This window comes from Proteus faecis (assembly GCF_003144395.1).
GTDB classification, from domain to species: Bacteria; Pseudomonadota; Gammaproteobacteria; order Enterobacterales; family Enterobacteriaceae; genus Proteus; species Proteus faecis.
Window position 1 is genome coordinate 136,437 of the sequence record NZ_PENZ01000032.1, and the last position, 16,592, is coordinate 153,028.

Consider the following 16,592-nt stretch of genomic DNA (forward strand, 5'->3'; position numbering starts at 1 on the left):
AAATACTTAAATACTTAAATACTTAAATACTTAAATACTTAAATACTTAAATATATTAATGGATATTAAAAAGGCGCTCTATAAGCGCCTTTCAGAATGCGATAACATCTAGATCTATCAACAAAGATATTATCAATAATCTGTTATTCTTAGTTTTTCTTAACAAATTCAGATTTCAACTTCATTGGTCCAAAGCCATCAATTTTACAATCAATATTATGGTCGCCTTCCACTAAACGGATACCTTTTACTTTAGTACCAATTTTAAGCATGGTTGAGCTACCTTTGACTTTGAGATCTTTAATCACAGTGACTGAATCACCATCAGCTAATACATTGCCGTTAGCATCTTTAACCACTAACTCATCGTTATCAACAGCGGGTTCTTCATCGTTCCACTCGTGTGCACATTCAGGGCAAACATACATTGCACCATCTTCATAGGTATATTCTGAACTGCACTTAGGACAAGAAGGTAATGACATAATAATACTCTCAAATTTTATCAAAATGGGAAGTGATTAATCGTCACAATGAGGATAACACTTGCCCCATAAATTAAAGGACACATTATCGTTTAAGAGTGAAAGTTCTAGGCAGTCTCCGGTATGGTACTGCTTCTGATAATGTGAAAGGGCGGTAGTATAATAGATTTGATGGAAATTTGCATCTTTCACCCGTTATGGCATAACGGGAGAGGAAAAGTAGAGTAGATATAGAGTATTAAATAGAAAATAAAGATAAATAAAAGTAGTTTTAAATAGCTATTAACTTGATGATATTAAATAAATTATTTTGTAAAAATAACTAAAATAAATGCCATCATCTTAAATGAGAGCATCATCAATAATAGTGTTACTCTTATTGTTATTATTTTATGAAATCTATCACCGAGCCACGCTCTATAAGTTTTGATATCTAAATTAATGATGAGTCCAATCCTCAATTCTTAACCCATCAACTCTTTCAAATTCTCGAGTATTATTTGTAACTACTATTAGCCCTTTACTTCTAGCATGTGCAGCTATGTGCAAATCATTATCATCAATGCGTTTACCTTGTTTTTCAAGTGTTGCTCTGATTTCCCCATAATGAAAAGCGGCTAACTCATCGTAAGATAAAACAGTGAGTCGAGAAACAAAGTCGTTAACCGTAGCTAAGTTTTTAGCTGAATTTAAACTTTTTTCAGCACCAAAAATGAGCTCAGCAAGTGTGATTGTAGAAATAGCTAATTGTTCAGCATGTTGGTTGAATTTCGGTAGCAAAAATTCAGGTCTGCGTTTAATGGTAAATATAACGATGTTTGTATCTAATAGGTATTTAATCATCAAAGGATTCTCTTTCACTTGTGATTTGATCTGGTCTTTCAGATAAAAAATCATCTGCTACAGACTGATCTGATAAGAAAAAGCTATCCCAAGCATTTTGTATCGGTGTGATTATTCTTTCTTTTCCTTTGACGCGAACAAAAACTTCTTTTACATCATCAGGAAATCGAGTCTCAGCGGGTAAACGAACATTTTGTGTTCTATTGCTCATAAATACTTTGCCATGCTGGATCATAGTAATAGCTCCTATCAATTACTGCTATATAGCATAAGTATATAGCAGTTTTAATAGGATACCAAACATGTTGTATTAAATATATACAGATCCTAATAACCTATTAATGTAATAGATTATTTTCTATGGTTTATCACAGAGCTTCGCTCTATCAGTTTAGGTGTAAGCACCAGAACATTGTCATCAGCATCGATATTTTCCATGCGATGTAATAATTGGCTGACGGCGAGTTTTCCTAATTCATCCTTGGGTTGGTGGATCGTAGAAAGAGGAGGGATCATATAAGAAGCTAGATCGATATCGTCATAACCCATAACTGAAATATCATCTGGTATACGCAAACCTTTTTGATAAATAGCTTGATAAGCACCAACAGCCATCGCGTCATTACAGGTAAAAACGGCTTGTGGTAAAACAGAATGTGAGAGTAATTTTTGCATTGCACGAAATCCACCAGCAAATTCAAAATCGCTTGTTAACACAAACTCTTCTCGAATAGCTAACCCTGCTTTTTGCATTGCATTGTAATAACCTTGCAAACGATGTTTAGCAGGAAGTTTATCTTGTGGGCCTGCAATACAGGCAATTTCAGTAAAGCCTTTTTCAATCAGATAATTGGTTGCAATTTCTCCGCCAAGCAGAGAGTTATCTTGAATAATATCGCCCCCGTATTCAAAGGGGGACCAATCCATCATAACCATAGGTAAGCGAGGATAACGATTTAGCACTTCATGAGAGGGCGCTCTGGCTTCTGTTGACATTAATAATAAGCCATCAACACGTTTTTGTAGCAATGTTTCAAGGCTACTATCCATGCGTTCGTAATCTCCTTCTGTGTTACACAAAATAAGGCTATAACCTTTTTCGTAACAACTGCGTTCAACGCCACGAACAACTTCTGCATAGAACGGGTTACTACTGGCTGTCACTAACATTCCAATAGTATGAGTACAGTTCATTTTTAAACTGCGCGCTAAAGCAGAAGGCGCGTAATTTAAGGTTTCTATAGCGTCGTTAACCTTTTTACGAATACCCTCGCTAACATAACGATTGTTATTGATTACGTGAGAAACAGTTGATGTCGAAACGCCCGCCAAACGGGCGACATCTTTCATTGTTGCCAAAGTACTATGCTCGCTCTGCTAAAAATGATTCGATTTCATGACGCCAAGGAACTGAAGATTGCGCACCATGACGTGTAACTGCAATGGCAGCTGCTGCGTGAGCAAAATGGATCGCTTCAACGGAAGGTTTCCCCTCTAATATAGCAGTGACAAATGCACCGTTAAAGGTATCACCTGCGGCAATGGTATCAATAGCATCGACACGAAAGCCTGGGATTAACATACCTTTTCCTTGTTCACTAAACCATACACCGCGGCTACCCAAAGTGATAAGCACTTGTTTGATGCCTTTATGATGTAAAATGTCGGCAGCTTTTGCTGCTCCCGCTTCATCATGCACAGAAACGCCGGTTAATATTTCGGCTTCTGTCTCATTTGGAGTGATAACATCAATAAAACTCAGAAAATCATCGGATAAAGCTTGTGCTGGTGCGGGATTTAAAATGACTTTAGTTTGATGTGATTTTGCCAGTTTTGCAGCTTCAAAAACAGTCTCTAACGGCGATTCTAATTGCATCAGTAAGGCATCAGCATGCTCAATAATATGATGGTATTGCTGAAAATGCGTAGGTGTTAGTGCACCATTCGCTCCTGCAACGATGCTAATTACGTTTTCACCTTGTTCATTAACCAGGATCATCGCTACACCTGTAGGTGTTTGCGGAATAATACTAATTGCATCGATATGAATATTATCTGTTTTAAGTTGAGAGATTATTTCATTACCAATGGCATCATCACCGACACAAGCAATAAAGGTAATATCAGCGCCACTGCGGCCACAAGCAACAGCTTGATTTGCACCTTTACCACCAAAGGCTATTTTGTATTGATGACCAATAATCGTTTCACCGGGTTTGGGAAATTGTGAAATATTCATAATGTGGTCAACATTGATGCTACCTAGAACAGCAAGGCGAGGTGTTGTCATAGCCTTTATCCTTGTGAAAACATGTTTTAATGATTAAAGCTACCACGGAGCAATATCACTCCGTGGTATTTATTGTTGTTATTGTTTAATAACTAATTCAAGCTCGACTGGGATTGTTGCATCCACTTTCTCACCTTTGAGAATTTTATCTGCAGTTTGAATGCCAATAATACCAATCTGATCTGGGCGTTGAGCAATGGTTGCACCTAACACGCCACGGTTTACTGCTTTGATCCCATCATCTGTACCATCGAAACCAACCACTAATACATCGGTACGACCAGCGGTTTGTAACGCACGTAATGCACCTAATGCCATTTCATCATTTTGTGCAAAAACAGCTTGAACCGCAGGATATGCAGTTAACAGATTTTGCATCACGTTAAGACCTTTAGTGCGGTCAAAATCAGCGGGTTGGCTTGCCAGTACATTCAGTTTATGGGCATCCACTGCTTGTTTAAAACCTTCACCACGTTCACGAGATGCCGATGTTCCTGTGATCCCTTCCAGTTGAATGACTTTGGCATCGTTAGCAACTTTCTCAGCAATATAATCACCGGCCATTTTACCACCAAGGCGGTTATCTGAAGCGACGTGACTGACGACTTCACCTTTGTTTGCAACACGGTCTAAGGTGATCACTGGGATTTTGGCTTTATTAGCTAAAATAACTGCATTACCCACAGCATCTGAATCTGTTGGGTTAATAAGCATTAAACGTGTGCCTTTTACGGTTAGATCTTGCACGTTAGCAAGCTCTTTCGCAGGATTGTCCATAGAATCTAGAACAACAAGGTCGTAACCTAATCTATTTGCCTCTTTCTGTGCACTGTCTTTCATGGTGACAAAGAAAGGGTTGTTAAGTGTTGAAATAACAAGTGCGATCGATTCTTTGGCAAATGCGTTGGCGCTGATTGTGGCGCTTAATGCAACAACAGAAAGAAGTGTCGCCATTTTTTTCAGTTTCATAATATAAGTTCCTGTCGGGGTTCGGATTAAGAGAATAGAGCGTTATTTTTTGTTATCTACTAAAACAGCAAGTAAGATGACTACTGCTTTTACTATCATTTGATAGTTTGATGATATTCCTAATAAATTCAGTGCATTATTTAGGAAACCTAGAATAAGCGCACCAATTAATGTACCGATAATACGACCTTTACCACCGGCAAGGCTGGTGCCTCCCAGAACCACGGCGGCAATTGCATCTAGCTCATAACCATTACCGGCCATTGGCTGTGCTGATGAAAGTCGAGCAACTTCAATGACACTCGCAAGGGCGGCTAATAAACCACATAATGAATAAACGATGATTTTAATTTTATCGACGCTAATACCGGATAAGCGAGTGGCAGATTCATTACCCCCTAGTGCGTAGATGTAGCGACCTAAACGGGTGTGATGTAATAAATACCATGCACTCAAAAAGACAATCATCATGAGCCAAATTGGCGTTGGAATACCAAATGGGCGACCAATACCAAACCAACTAAACAGATCAGCATTATCGCTAAATCCGGTATTAATTGGGCTACCGTCTGTATAGACACGAGTAACACCGCGTAGTAATAACATCATGACTAACGTAGCAATAAAGGCTTGAACTTTACCTTTAGCAACGATAATCCCGGTGACACCACCAATAGCTGCACCTAATGCTAATGCTCCAACAACAGCAACAAGCGCATTAACATCTGCACCAACCATCGAAGCAGCAACGGCACCTGTTAATGCAAGCAATGAACCAACAGATAAGTCGATACCAGAGGTTAAAATAACCAGCGTCATGCCAACCGCCATAATGGCGTTAACCGATGTTTGTTGGAGGATGTTGAAAATATTGTTTAAGGTAAAGAAGTTAGGACTGAGTGTAGAAACTACAATAATCAAAAGTAGCAATGCAATCAGTGATTTTTGCTCTAATAGCCAAGCTTTTGAGAACCAACGTTTTGACGCTGGAATTGAATTTGTGCTCATATCAAACTCCTACTTTAGCGTCATATTGCTTACCAACAGCCGCTGCCATTAGCATTTCTTGTGTGACATTGTGAGCAGAAAACTCACCGCTAATACGACCTTCATGCATAACCAAAATACGGTCACTCATTCCCATTACCTCTGGCATTTCAGAAGAAATTAAGATGATGCTTAATCCTTCTTGTTTAAATTTATTAATTAGCTGATAAATTTCTTTTTTAGCGCCCACATCAACGCCACGAGTGGGCTCATCAAGAATAAGTACTTTAGGGCGAGTCATTAGGCCTCTTGCGATAGCCACTTTCTGTTGATTTCCCCCTGATAAAAAGCCTATGGTTTGATCCATTGAAGGGGTTTTTATATTGAATAATTTAATAAAATCACCGACAGTGAGTTGCTCTTCTTTATGATTAAGCACACCCATACCACGGCTAAAATAGCGAAGTGCGGTCAGAGACATATTTTCTTTTACTGACATGCCAAGTACTAAACCATCACGCTTTCTATCCTCAGAGATGTAAACAATGCCTTGTTCCAATCCTTCAACCGGTTTTTTGATTTGGCAGGGTTTACCATCTAATTCAACAGTGCCATTAGTTTTGGGTAATGCACCGTAGATAATTTTCATTAATTCAGTTCGGCCCGCTCCCATTAATCCTGAAATACCAAGAATTTCGCTTTCATGTAATGAGAAACTAACATCGTGAACATCTTCGCCACTGAGGTTAATGACGTTAAGTTTGGTTTTTCCTTGAGGGATATTAATTCGAGGGTATTGGTCTTCTAACTTACGACCAACCATCATTTCAATCAGCGTGTCTTCTTTTAATGAGGAGACAGGTTTTTCACCAATAAACTGACCATCTCGCAGTACAGTCACATCATCGCAGATCTCAAAGATCTCTTTTAAGCGATGTGAGATATAAACAATGCCACAACCTTGATCTCTTAGTTCACGAATAACACTAAATAGTGATTCAGTTTCTGTGTCAGTTAATGCATCTGTTGGTTCATCCATAATAATCACTTTGGAACCAAAACTAAGTACCTTGGCGATTTCTACCATTTGCTGATCACCAATCGATAATTCAGACACTAAACGGTGGCTACTGTAAGCTAGGTTTAATCGAGCTAATAATTTGTCAGCCTCTGCATACATTTTCTTCCAATCGATAGCACCAAAAGCACGAGTAAACTCACGACCTAAGAAAATATTTTCTGCGATGGTTAATTCAGGAATAAGGTTAAGCTCTTGGTGAATAATGCCAATACCTGCTTCTTGAGAAGATTTAGGACCATTGAAAGTACAACTTTCACCTTGATAAATGATTTCACCGGCATCTTTTTTATAGATCCCAGTCAGTACTTTCATCAGCGTTGATTTTCCTGCGCCATTTTCACCGACTAAAGCCATTACTCGACCGGGGTAAATTCGTAAAGTTGCACCGGATAGTGCTTTTACACCGGGAAATGACTTATCAATATCTTTAAGTTCAAGTAAAGGTTTCATATTGTCCTCAAAAAGTCACACCAGAAAACAACACAATATTGGCATAAGGCGTACATTCACCGGTTCTAATAACAGCTTTATTTTCAGTAAGTTGTTTTTTAAATGCTTCATGTGAAACATAGATTATTTGAATAGGCTTCTTTTGCTCTTGTTCTAATAAATGGAGATAACAGGTGATTTCATTAAACAGAGAGGGATTGATGGTTTTAATTTCTTCCGCCAGCATGACGGCTTCAACTTGCATCTCATGGGTGATCGTTTGCAACACGGACATAAAGTCTGGGATCCCTTGAGTGAGAGCAAGATCAATACGCTCAACAGAGGAGGGAATAGGCAATCCGGCATCTGCAATAGTGATTTTGTCAGTGTGTCCTAAACGTGAAATGACACTCGAAATGGGACTATTAAGTAATATACCTTTTTTCATGTTTCCTCCTCAGCGAAACGTTTCGCTGTCTATATAGTAGAAAAGAAAGGTGGGAAAACAAGTTTGATTTATTCATATTGTGAGCATGATCGAAACGTTTCGTTGGTAAACAAAAAGAAAGAAAAATCTAACTGATTGAATAAATTAACGCTGAATTGATTCAAGAGAGGAAGTAGTTATTTTCAGTGAGTTTCATAAAAACGTGATATTCAACAAAGCTTGAAAAGAGTGAAATGTAAAATGCAAGCAAGGATGATTTTTTAAAAGAAGTAAGATAAGCAATGAATAGTTTTTTAATAATCGCTCCAACTCAGGGAAGTCGGAGCGATTTCTAAATGATAACAGAATTATTTAGCTTGATAAGCGTTAATCGATTTCTCAATACCTTCTGCATCTAATCCTAAGTCAGCTCTGATCTCTTCTTGTCCACCTTGTGGCACAAACAGATCAGGTATACCTAAGTTTAAGACAGGTACTAAGCAGCGCTCTTGCATGAGTAATTCATTAACACCACTACCCGCTCCACCCATAATGGCATTCTCTTCTAGTGTTACCAACATGTCATGTTGTTCTGCTAGGGAAAGGATAAGTGATTTATCAAGAGGCTTGATAAAACGCATATCAGCCACAGTTGCATCAAGTTTTTCAGCGACTTCTAATGCTTCTGGTAGTAATGTACCAAAGTTTAGGATCGCAATACCTTTGCCTTGGCGACGAATAACACCTTTACCCATAGGTAGCGGACTAAGTGGTTGTAATTGCGCACCAACACCTGAGCCTCTTGGATAGCGTACAGCAACAGGGCCATCTTGATAGTGATAACCGGTATGAAGCATTTGGCGACACTCATTTTCATCACTTGGCGCCATAATGACCATATTAGGAATACAGCGTAAGAACGAGAGGTCAAAAGCACCTTGGTGAGTTTGTCCATCTGCTCCCACAATACCGCCACGATCAATAGCAAATAAAACAGGCAGTTTTTGAATAGCAATATCATGGATAACTTGGTCGTAAGCGCGTTGTAAGAATGTTGAGTAGATAGCAACGATCGGCTTATAACCACCAATGGCCAAACCTGCTGCAAAGGTAACGGCATGTTGTTCTGCGATCGCAACATCGAAGTATTGTGATGGGTATTCTTTTGAGAAACGCACCATTCCTGAGCCTTCACGCATTGCCGGAGTAATTGCCATAAGTTTTGGATCGGTTAAGGCTTCTTCACATAACCAGTCACCAAAAATTTTGGAAAATGTAGGTCGTGCATTAGGGCTTTTAGGTAATGTACCTGTTTGTGGATCAAATTTAGGTACAGCATGCCAGCTAATAGGATCACGTTCAGCAGGGGCATATCCTCGACCTTTTTTAGTCATAATATGCAGAAGCTGGGGGCCTTTTAGATCACGCATATTGGCGAGTGTTTGTACTAGCGCAATAACGTCATGACCATCAACCGGGCCGATATAGTTGAAGCCCAACTCTTCAAACATGGTACCTGGAACAACCATGCCTTTAATGTGTTCTTCAGTTTTTTTCAGTAATTCTTTAATTGGAGGAAGACCAGAGAAAACCTTTTTTCCACCTTCACGTAAGGTAGTATACAGTTTGCCAGACAACAATTGCGCAAGGTGATTATTCAATGCACCAACGTTTTCTGAAATTGACATCTCGTTGTCATTAAGTACAACGAGCATATCAGGTTCAATATCTCCTGCGTGGTTCATCGCTTCAAAAGCCATCCCCGCAGTAATCGCACCATCACCAATGACACAAACTGTTTTTCTGTTCAGTTTTTCTTGTTCAGCAGCAACAGCCATACCTAAACCTGCACTGATAGAGGTTGAAGAGTGACCGACACAAAGCTTATCGTATTCACTCTCTTCTCGCCAAGGGAAGGGATGTAACCCGTTTTTTTGACGAATAGTATCAATGCGGTCGCGACGACCTGTTAAGATCTTATGAGGATAGGCCTGATGACCAACATCCCAAATGAGGTTATCAAAAGGGGTTTTATAGACGTAATGAAGAGCAACCGTTAACTCAATAGCACCTAAACCTGAGGCGAAGTGACCACTTGAGCGGCTGACACTGTTAAGAAGAAATAGCCTTAGCTCATCACAGAGTTTAGGTAAACTCTCTTTTGGTAATAGGCGCAAATCTTCTGGTGTTTCAACCAACGCCAATGTGGGATATTTTTCGATATCAATGCTCATGTGATGCCTATTAATTAATCACTTGTAATAGGGAAAGAACAGGTAAGCTGCTCTCTTTATTTTTATTAGTTTTTCCGTTCGACGATAAAACTCGCTAATTGTTTAAGCGTGGTTGTATCGTACTCGTATTGCTCAAGAAACGCTAAGGCATCCAGTGCTTCGTTATACAATTCCTGTGCTTTCTTTTGAGCTTGCTCTAACCCAAGGAGTGCAGGATATGTGCTTTTTCCTGATTCTTGGTCGCTACCTTGACGTTTTCCTGTTTCTTCAGTACTACCAATGACATCTAAAATGTCATCTTGTACTTGAAATGCAAGGCCAATTGAGTGGGCATATTTATCTAGTGCGGGTAATACATTACGGCCTTTTGAGCCGGCACTAAAGGCGCCTAAACGAACAGCTGCACGAATTAATGCACCTGTTTTGTGTAAATGGATTTTTTCAAGAGATGCGAGATCAATCGATTTATCTTCTGCTTCAAGATCAAGAGCTTGACCGCCACACATACCCGCAAGCCCGCTGGCTGTTGCTAATTCAGCAATCATTGCAACGCGATCGGCTATTGCCACATCAGGCATTGGATTTTTTGCTAAGATCTCAAAGGCTAGTGTTTGTAATGCATCACCCGCTAAAATTGCGTTTGCTTCACCAAATTCAATATGACATGTTGGCTTCCCACGACGTAAATCATCATCATCCATCGCAGGCAAATCATCATGTATAAGAGAATAAGCGTGAATACATTCTATTGCAGCAGCGGGGGCATCAAGGTTAAGTGCTGGGACTTTAAACATTTCACCCACTGCATAAACAAGGAAAGGACGTAAGCGCTTTCCACCTAAAAGGGCACCGTAATGCATGGCTTTCCCTAGGGGCATGTCAGTGAATGGTAAAGCTGATAGTGCTTGGTTTAATGCATCATTAACACGCTGGTGGGCGGAATCTAATTTATGACGGAACGCATCCGTACTTGAAGTTGCGTTACTCAATTATTCAGCCTCTTGGATAAAATCATCAGGAGTTGCATTATCGTCTTCTTTTAGAAGAATACGAACACGCTGTTCAGCGTCTTGTAACGTTTTTTGTCCAACACGGGCTAGACGAACGCCATGTTCAAACTCATTAAGCGCTTCTTCTAAAGGGAGTTCACCGGATTCTAAACGGTTTACGATTTGCTCAAGTTCTTGCATAGATGCTTCAAAACTTGGTGCTTGTGAGATGTCTTCGTTAATTGGTGTCGTTTTCTTAGCCATAATATTTTTGATAATAAAGCATGTTAGCGCTGAATAATAGCAATCATCTTACTACAAGTAAGATGAAAATTTCTTATTCAGTCGATGATTTTTGCGGGTGAGCCCTAAATATTGGTGATATACTTTGTGACTTTTATAAACTCCAGTCAATTAACATCACTGTAGTTTATGTTTCTACTTAATAACCTATGACCATTGACTATGAAGTTTATTATTAAATTATTCCCCGAAATTACGATCAAAAGCCAATCAGTTCGTATACGTTTTATCAAAATTCTCACTAGCAATATTCGTAATGTACTTAATACATTAGGTGATGAAATCACGGTTGTCCGTAATTGGGATAATATTGTTGTTGTTAGTAAAGATGAAAGCAAAAGTGAAGCGGTATGTGATGCATTAACACGCATTCCTGGTATTCATCACTTTTTACAAGTAGAAGAGCACCCGTATACTGATTTACACAATATTTTTGAGCAAACTTTTGCGGCATTTAAGCATTTAGTTGAAAATAAAACATTTTGTGTGCGTGCCAAACGTCGTGGTAAGCACAGTTTTACTTCCAATGAAGTTGAGCGTTATGTTGGCGGTGGTTTTAACCAACATGTTGAAAGTGCAAAAGTGAAATTAACGCGTCCAGATGTCACCATTAATTTAGAAATTGAAGATGATAAACTTATTTTAGTGAATGCCCGCTATGAAGGTATTGGGGGGTTCCCAATTGGCACACAGGAAGATGTTTTATCATTGATCTCTGGTGGTTATGATTCAGGTGTATCGAGCTATATGTTAATGCGTCGTGGTAGCCGAGTTCACTATTGTTTCTTCAACTTAGGCGGTTCTGCTCACGAAATTGGTGTTAAACAAGTTGCTCATTATTTATGGAACCGTTTTGGCCGTTCACATAAAGTGCATTTCGTTGCTGTTGATTTTGAACCTGTTGTCGCAGAAATCTTAGAAAAAGTCGATGATGGTCAAATGGGTGTTGTATTAAAACGTATGATGGTACGTGCAGCATCTAGAGTGGCAGAGCGTTATGGTGTTCAAGCAATTGTTACGGGCGAAGCATTAGGACAGGTTTCTAGCCAAACTTTAACTAACTTACGTTTAATTGATAATGCGACGGATACGTTAATTCTACGTCCTCTTATTACGCATGATAAAGAGAATATCATCAATATCGCACGTCAAATTGGTACAGAAGATTTTGCTCGCACAATGCCAGAATTCTGCGGTGTCATTTCAAAAAGTCCAACAGTGAAAGCCGTCAAAGCGAAGATCGAAGCGGAAGAAGAGAAGTTTGATTTTTCTATTCTTGATAGCGTTGTTGAAAATGCCAAGAATATGGATATTCGCCGTATTGCAGAAGAAACTGTACAACAAGTCACTGAAGTTGAAATGGTCTCTGAATTTGGTGTTAATGACGTTATTCTTGATATTCGTTCACCTGAAGAACAAGAAACATCACCACTAAAAATAGACGGTATTGATGTTAAAGAGTTACCTTTCTATAAATTAAGCACTCAGTTTGGTGATTTAGATAAAACTAAAACCTATTTACTCTATTGTGATCGTGGCATGATGAGTCGTTTACAAGCGCTTTATTTACGTGAACAAGGATTTGAAAACGTAAAAGTATATCGTAAAAAATAGTGCGATAATCTTTAGCTATCAGAAATAAAAAAGCCACTATATTGAATTGTTCTAACATATTAGACTGCTCAATATAGTGGCTTTTGTTATCTATCTATCCCCAAATCCAGTAAACTCATCTCGGTAATTATAAATACCAGGTGGCAATACCAGTTGTTTGGCAACATCAGCGGCGACTTCTTTACCTTTTAAGCGTTCGATAATTTTTAGTGCAAAATCGATAGATGTTGCGGGTGCTTGGCTAGTAATTAAGTTAACTCTTTCATCAAAATAGACTCGATAATCAACCCATTTTTTCGGTGATATTTTATCTTTTAATGCAGGAAAACCAGTCATGTTGCCGACGGGAAAAATATTGTGAGACTCAAGGATCATTGCTGGGGCAGCACAGATAGCGGCAACAAGTTTATTTTCACTGTGCATACGACGCACTTTTTCAACCACTAAAGGGCTATCCCTTAAGGTTTCAGTGCCTTGTAATCCACCGGGTAGAATAATAACGTCATAGTGATGATCGACAACACGAACTAAAGGGGCATCTGCGACAAGTTTTATGCCTCGTGAACATGTAATTATCAGTTCATCAACATCATCTTCTGCACTTGCAAGTACGACATGAATCCCAGCCCTTACCAGCAAATCTACGGTAGTAACGACTTCGGTTTCTTCGCTTCCATTAGCTAGGCAGATGAGCGCTGATATGGTCATAATTGCCTTCCTGTTGTTTAATAAATTGAAAAAGGCGGTTATTTTCTGGCAATACAAGCCCTTGTTCTGAAGCTCGACGTAATAAATAACCCGTAATATAGTCAATCTCTGTATGGCGTTGATATTTCACATCTTGATACATAGAAGAATAATTATTTGCAGTTTGTTCTATGGTATCAATAATATAGCCATGAAGATGAGCTTGAGACGTTGGTACGACGCCTTCACGTTCCATCACTTGATAAACTTCGTCGCATACTTTTTGAATATGCTCAGGGTAACGCAATAAATCTCCATTACGGCATTGATAATAAACGGTAAGCGGATTGATAACACAATTAACTGCAAGTTTTAGCCAACTAATTGTATGGATATCATTATGCCAAGCGACATCGGGCAATGCGTGGTGCAAGGTTTCTGCTAAATAGCTATATTGTTGAGCCGCATGATTAAATGGACCTATATGTGTTATTCCTGTTGCTGTATGAATAACATCTTGCCCTTGTTGATAAGCACCATGAGTAATAATGCCTTGTAATATAGGTCTGATAATGGGGTGCTGTGTTGCTGTTAATTCATCGGCTGTACCCATACCATTATGAATGAGTAAAATGGGGCATTGTGCAGAAAGATAAGGTAATAGTGCATTAACAGCATCTGATACTTGCCAAGATTTTAAGCAAACAATTAATAATTCGCTTTGTTTTAACCATTCAAGTTGATTTGCGGGAATACGCTGATAAAAAGGCTCACCATTAATGTTATCAACACTTACATCTAAAAAAGGTTGTGGCACTCTTAGCCAACCTTGTACTTCATGAGACTGAAGTGTTAAAGCTGCAACCCAAAGTTTACCAATTGAACCACACCCTAAAACGGTAATTTTCATTGTGCCTCTTTTTGCAAATCGTAATAGCGCAAGATGGCTACTGACGCTTATTAGACTATTAAGCTAAAATTATAACATTGATTACACTTTCCTGTTTAATGTATGTTTGCGCTTTACTAGCTTTACTATAAGAGGAAATGAAAGGGATAAATTTGTTATTGAATGTGCAATGCTTTTTTGCAACTCTAAAAGAAGCTATTATTCGGGTTGTATTTATTTATTGAGGAAGAAAGAATGCCATCTTTTGATATCGTATCTGAAGTTGACTTACATGAAGTGCGTAATGCGGTAGAAAACGCGCAACGTGAACTGACTACTCGCTGGGATTTTCGTAACGTTGAAGCAAGCTTTGAATTAAACGAAAAAGCAGAGTCAGTGAAAACGACTAGTGTATCTGAATTTCAGGTTCAACAATTATTAGATATTCTACGTGAGAAAATGGCAAAAAGAGGGATTGATGGTGCGGTATTAAATATCCCTGAAGAGATGACTCACAGTGGAAAAATGTACAGCGTAGAAGCCACGTTAAAACAAGGTATTGATACAGCCTTAGCAAAAAAAATTGTTAAGTTGATCAAAGACAGTAAATTAAAAGTTCAGGCTCAAATTCAAGGTGAGCAAGTCCGTGTTACAGGCAAATCGCGTGATGACTTACAAGCCGTAATGAAATTAGTTAGAGAAGGTGAGTTAGGACAGCCATTCCAATTTAATAATTTTCGTGACTAATTGTTTATCTATTGAGTCATATAAAAATGCGCTGTTAAACCAGCGCATTTTTATTTTATCCCGTCAAATTATCGATCTTTAAACTAAAGGGATCAGAGATTCTAATGTTGCTCTCGGCGTCTGTTTAGTATCAACTTTAATATAAGCACTTTGCTCATTTGCCATCATCATAACTTCATTAACACCAGGTTGTTGCTTAAATAATTGTTGTAGTTTCTGTTGTTGGCTTGAAGATAGGTTTTTAGGCAATTCAACGCGTAAGCTACTGACATAAGAGGGTTGGCGTAATGTTAAGCTAATGAAGAACCAAATAAGGCCAATCATGAAACAACCTAAAAATACAATTTGTGCACTATAATGTTGGTAAAGCCATCCGCCTAAAATTCCACCTAATGCCACACCTAAAAATTGGCTGGTGGAATAAATTCCCATAGCTGTACCTTTATAACCTGCTGGTGCTTCTTTACTGATTAATGAAGGAAGAAGAGCTTCCATAATATTAAATCCAATAAAGAAAACTTGAACACCTGCAATAATTAACCATAAGCTAGTGCCTGAAATAATAAGAATGGCTTGAGCCAGAATAAGTAAGGAAATACAGAATAAGAAAACTTGTTTCATCTTTCGTTTCTTTTCCGCATAGATAATAAAAGGAAGTACAGTAATAAAGGCAATCAGCATGGTGACTAGATAAACAATCCAATGATTTTCTTTTGCTAAACCGGCGCTACTCATAACCAGAGGAAGTGCAACAAATGCAGCCATTAATAAAGTATGTAGTGAAAAGATGCCTATATTAAGTTTAAGAAGCTGTGCATCAAATAAAACCTTTTTTACACTACCACGAACAAAACCTGATTCTCGATTAAGAATAGCGTGATCGCTATTCGGTACAGTAAAAAGCGTAATAATAATGCCACCAAAGGCAAGTAGGGCAATTCCCCAAAACAGGCCATGTAAGCCAAAAATATGCGTTAAAATAGGTCCTAAAACTAAGGCTAAAGCGAACGTTATCCCAAAGCTAATACCAATAAAGGCCATGGCTTTTGTTCTATTTTGTTCTCGTGTTAAATCTGACAATAAAGCCATTACTGCAGCTGAGATAGCGCCAGCACCTTGTAATGCTCGACCAATAATAATGCCATAGATATTGTCACTGAGAGCCGCAATCAGACTACCAATAATAAAAATAATTAAGCCAAAAACTATCATCGGTTTTCGACCCAATTTATCAGAGAAAATACCAAAAGGAATTTGGAATATAGCTTGTGTTAATCCATAAATACCGATGGCTAATCCAATGAGAGATTCTGTTGCGTGTTGTAGTTGAAGCCCATAGGTGGTTAAAACTGGGAGCACCATAAACATGCCAAGCATGCGAAGAGAAAAAACAGTGCCTAGTCCCCATGTCGCTTTGCGCTCTAATGGGGTCATTTTATTATCATTCATGGATTACCTCGTATTACTGATACCTCCTATTGTAATGGCAAATCTTGGCGAGGTTAATCAATAAATGGGATATAAAAAAGACAAAACTGTGCTGATATCACGTGAAGTCATAACGGAGATAAAAAAATACCAGTCAGAAGGCTGACTGGTATTTGGGGTACGTTTGTAA

General features: G+C 38.6%; 17 protein-coding genes. 2 read left to right on the forward strand and 15 right to left on the reverse strand.

The features are described 5' to 3' along the window. Window positions 1-149: 149 nt before the first annotated feature. From DK858_RS09215 to xseB, 12 genes are all read right to left on the reverse strand, one after another. Entirely contained in the window at window positions 150-485 is a 336-nt protein-coding gene (locus tag DK858_RS09215) for a zinc ribbon domain-containing protein YjdM (RefSeq protein ID WP_109397152.1), read from the reverse strand. Window positions 486-923: 438 nt separating this feature from the next. Next, window positions 924-1,328: a type II toxin-antitoxin system tRNA(fMet)-specific endonuclease VapC gene (gene vapC / locus DK858_RS09220; RefSeq protein WP_109397153.1), complete on the reverse strand. Its 405-nt coding sequence runs from the start codon at window positions 1,326-1,328 to the stop codon at window positions 924-926. Beyond that, window positions 1,321-1,563 (reverse strand): type II toxin-antitoxin system VapB family antitoxin, encoded by a 243-nt coding sequence (gene vapB, locus DK858_RS09225; protein ID WP_109397154.1) that lies wholly within the window; start codon window positions 1,561-1,563, stop codon window positions 1,321-1,323. The genes vapC and vapB overlap by 8 nt, the downstream gene beginning before the upstream one ends. 116 nt (window positions 1,564-1,679) lie before the next feature. Beyond that, window positions 1,680-2,687 carry a ribose operon transcriptional repressor RbsR gene (gene rbsR, locus DK858_RS09230; protein WP_185901703.1) on the reverse strand — a complete coding sequence of 336 codons (1,008 nt, stop codon included), beginning with the start codon at window positions 2,685-2,687 and terminating at the stop codon, window positions 1,680-1,682. A 4-nt stretch (window positions 2,688-2,691) separates the two neighbouring features. Further along, window positions 2,692-3,618 (reverse strand): ribokinase, encoded by a 927-nt coding sequence (rbsK, locus tag DK858_RS09235; protein WP_109397156.1) that lies wholly within the window; start codon window positions 3,616-3,618, stop codon window positions 2,692-2,694. Window positions 3,619-3,696: 78 nt separating this feature from the next. Continuing rightward, window positions 3,697-4,587 (reverse strand): ribose ABC transporter substrate-binding protein RbsB, encoded by an 891-nt coding sequence (gene rbsB, locus DK858_RS09240; RefSeq protein ID WP_109397157.1) that lies wholly within the window; start codon window positions 4,585-4,587, stop codon window positions 3,697-3,699. A gap of 42 nt (window positions 4,588-4,629) precedes the next feature. Continuing rightward, on the reverse strand, window positions 4,630-5,595 hold the full coding sequence (gene rbsC, locus DK858_RS09245) for a ribose ABC transporter permease (RefSeq protein WP_109397158.1): 966 nt from the start codon (window positions 5,593-5,595) through the stop codon (window positions 4,630-4,632). A gap of 1 nt (window position 5,596) precedes the next feature. After that, the gene (rbsA, locus tag DK858_RS09250) at window positions 5,597-7,105 is read right to left on the reverse strand and encodes a ribose ABC transporter ATP-binding protein RbsA (RefSeq protein ID WP_109397159.1); all 1,509 of its coding nucleotides are present in this window, start codon (window positions 7,103-7,105) and stop codon (window positions 5,597-5,599) included. Between the two features lie 7 nt (window positions 7,106-7,112). Continuing rightward, window positions 7,113-7,532 (reverse strand): D-ribose pyranase, encoded by a 420-nt coding sequence (gene rbsD / locus DK858_RS09255; protein WP_109397160.1) that lies wholly within the window; start codon window positions 7,530-7,532, stop codon window positions 7,113-7,115. Between the two features lie 347 nt (window positions 7,533-7,879). Next, on the reverse strand, window positions 7,880-9,745 hold the full coding sequence (gene dxs, locus DK858_RS09260) for a 1-deoxy-D-xylulose-5-phosphate synthase (RefSeq protein WP_109397161.1): 1,866 nt from the start codon (window positions 9,743-9,745) through the stop codon (window positions 7,880-7,882). Between the two features lie 65 nt (window positions 9,746-9,810). Beyond that, entirely contained in the window at window positions 9,811-10,734 is a 924-nt protein-coding gene (ispA, locus tag DK858_RS09265) for a (2E,6E)-farnesyl diphosphate synthase (protein WP_109397162.1), read from the reverse strand. After that, window positions 10,735-10,998, reverse strand: a complete 264-nt coding sequence (xseB, locus tag DK858_RS09270; RefSeq protein WP_006535109.1) for an exodeoxyribonuclease VII small subunit — start codon at window positions 10,996-10,998, stop codon at window positions 10,735-10,737. Window positions 10,999-11,199: 201 nt separating this feature from the next. Here xseB and thiI point away from each other — a divergent pair, with 201 nt between their 5' ends. Beyond that, window positions 11,200-12,651 carry a tRNA uracil 4-sulfurtransferase ThiI gene (gene thiI, locus DK858_RS09275; RefSeq protein ID WP_109397163.1) on the forward strand — a complete coding sequence of 484 codons (1,452 nt, stop codon included), beginning with the start codon at window positions 11,200-11,202 and terminating at the stop codon, window positions 12,649-12,651. Window positions 12,652-12,741: 90 nt separating this feature from the next. Here thiI and yajL read toward each other — a convergent pair whose 3' ends face one another. Together yajL and panE are read right to left on the reverse strand one after the other, a co-directional pair. Further along, entirely contained in the window at window positions 12,742-13,359 is a 618-nt protein-coding gene (gene yajL / locus DK858_RS09280) for a protein deglycase YajL (protein WP_109397164.1), read from the reverse strand. Further along, window positions 13,328-14,248 (reverse strand): 2-dehydropantoate 2-reductase, encoded by a 921-nt coding sequence (gene panE, locus DK858_RS09285; protein WP_109397165.1) that lies wholly within the window; start codon window positions 14,246-14,248, stop codon window positions 13,328-13,330. The genes yajL and panE overlap by 32 nt, the downstream gene beginning before the upstream one ends. Before the next feature lie 234 nt (window positions 14,249-14,482). Between panE and DK858_RS09290 the strand changes: the two genes are divergently transcribed. After that, window positions 14,483-14,974, forward strand: coding sequence for a YajQ family cyclic di-GMP-binding protein (locus tag DK858_RS09290; RefSeq protein WP_072063676.1), 492 nt, complete (start codon window positions 14,483-14,485; stop codon window positions 14,972-14,974). 78 nt (window positions 14,975-15,052) lie between these two features. Here the strand turns inward: DK858_RS09290 and DK858_RS09295 are convergent, their stop codons facing one another. Then, entirely contained in the window at window positions 15,053-16,423 is a 1,371-nt protein-coding gene (locus DK858_RS09295) for an MFS transporter (RefSeq protein ID WP_109397166.1), read from the reverse strand. Window positions 16,424-16,592: the final 169 nt, after the last annotated feature.

Excerpts from the sequence above, each read along its gene's own strand:
- rbsA (WP_109397159.1), bottom strand. The coding sequence starts at position 7,105 with ATGAAACCTTTACTTGAACTTAAAGATATTGATAAGTCATTTCCCGGT.
- rbsC (WP_109397158.1), bottom strand. The coding sequence starts at position 5,595 with ATGAGCACAAATTCAATTCCAGCGTCAAAACGTTGGTTCTCAAAAGCT.
- DK858_RS09290 (WP_072063676.1), top strand. The coding sequence starts at position 14,483 with ATGCCATCTTTTGATATCGTATCTGAAGTTGACTTACATGAAGTGCGT.
- rbsD (WP_109397160.1), bottom strand. The coding sequence starts at position 7,532 with ATGAAAAAAGGTATATTACTTAATAGTCCCATTTCGAGTGTCATTTCA.
- dxs (WP_109397161.1), bottom strand. The coding sequence starts at position 9,745 with ATGAGCATTGATATCGAAAAATATCCCACATTGGCGTTGGTTGAAACA.
- vapC (WP_109397153.1), bottom strand. The coding sequence starts at position 1,328 with ATGATTAAATACCTATTAGATACAAACATCGTTATATTTACCATTAAA.
- rbsK (WP_109397156.1), bottom strand. The coding sequence starts at position 3,618 with ATGACAACACCTCGCCTTGCTGTTCTAGGTAGCATCAATGTTGACCAC.
- DK858_RS09295 (WP_109397166.1), bottom strand. The coding sequence starts at position 16,423 with ATGAATGATAATAAAATGACCCCATTAGAGCGCAAAGCGACATGGGGA.
- DK858_RS09215 (WP_109397152.1), bottom strand. The coding sequence starts at position 485 with ATGTCATTACCTTCTTGTCCTAAGTGCAGTTCAGAATATACCTATGAA.
- vapB (WP_109397154.1), bottom strand. The coding sequence starts at position 1,563 with ATGATCCAGCATGGCAAAGTATTTATGAGCAATAGAACACAAAATGTT.
- panE (WP_109397165.1), bottom strand. The coding sequence starts at position 14,248 with ATGAAAATTACCGTTTTAGGGTGTGGTTCAATTGGTAAACTTTGGGTT.
- xseB (WP_006535109.1), bottom strand. The coding sequence starts at position 10,998 with ATGGCTAAGAAAACGACACCAATTAACGAAGACATCTCACAAGCACCA.
- rbsB (WP_109397157.1), bottom strand. The coding sequence starts at position 4,587 with ATGAAACTGAAAAAAATGGCGACACTTCTTTCTGTTGTTGCATTAAGC.
- thiI (WP_109397163.1), top strand. The coding sequence starts at position 11,200 with ATGAAGTTTATTATTAAATTATTCCCCGAAATTACGATCAAAAGCCAA.
- yajL (WP_109397164.1), bottom strand. The coding sequence starts at position 13,359 with ATGACCATATCAGCGCTCATCTGCCTAGCTAATGGAAGCGAAGAAACC.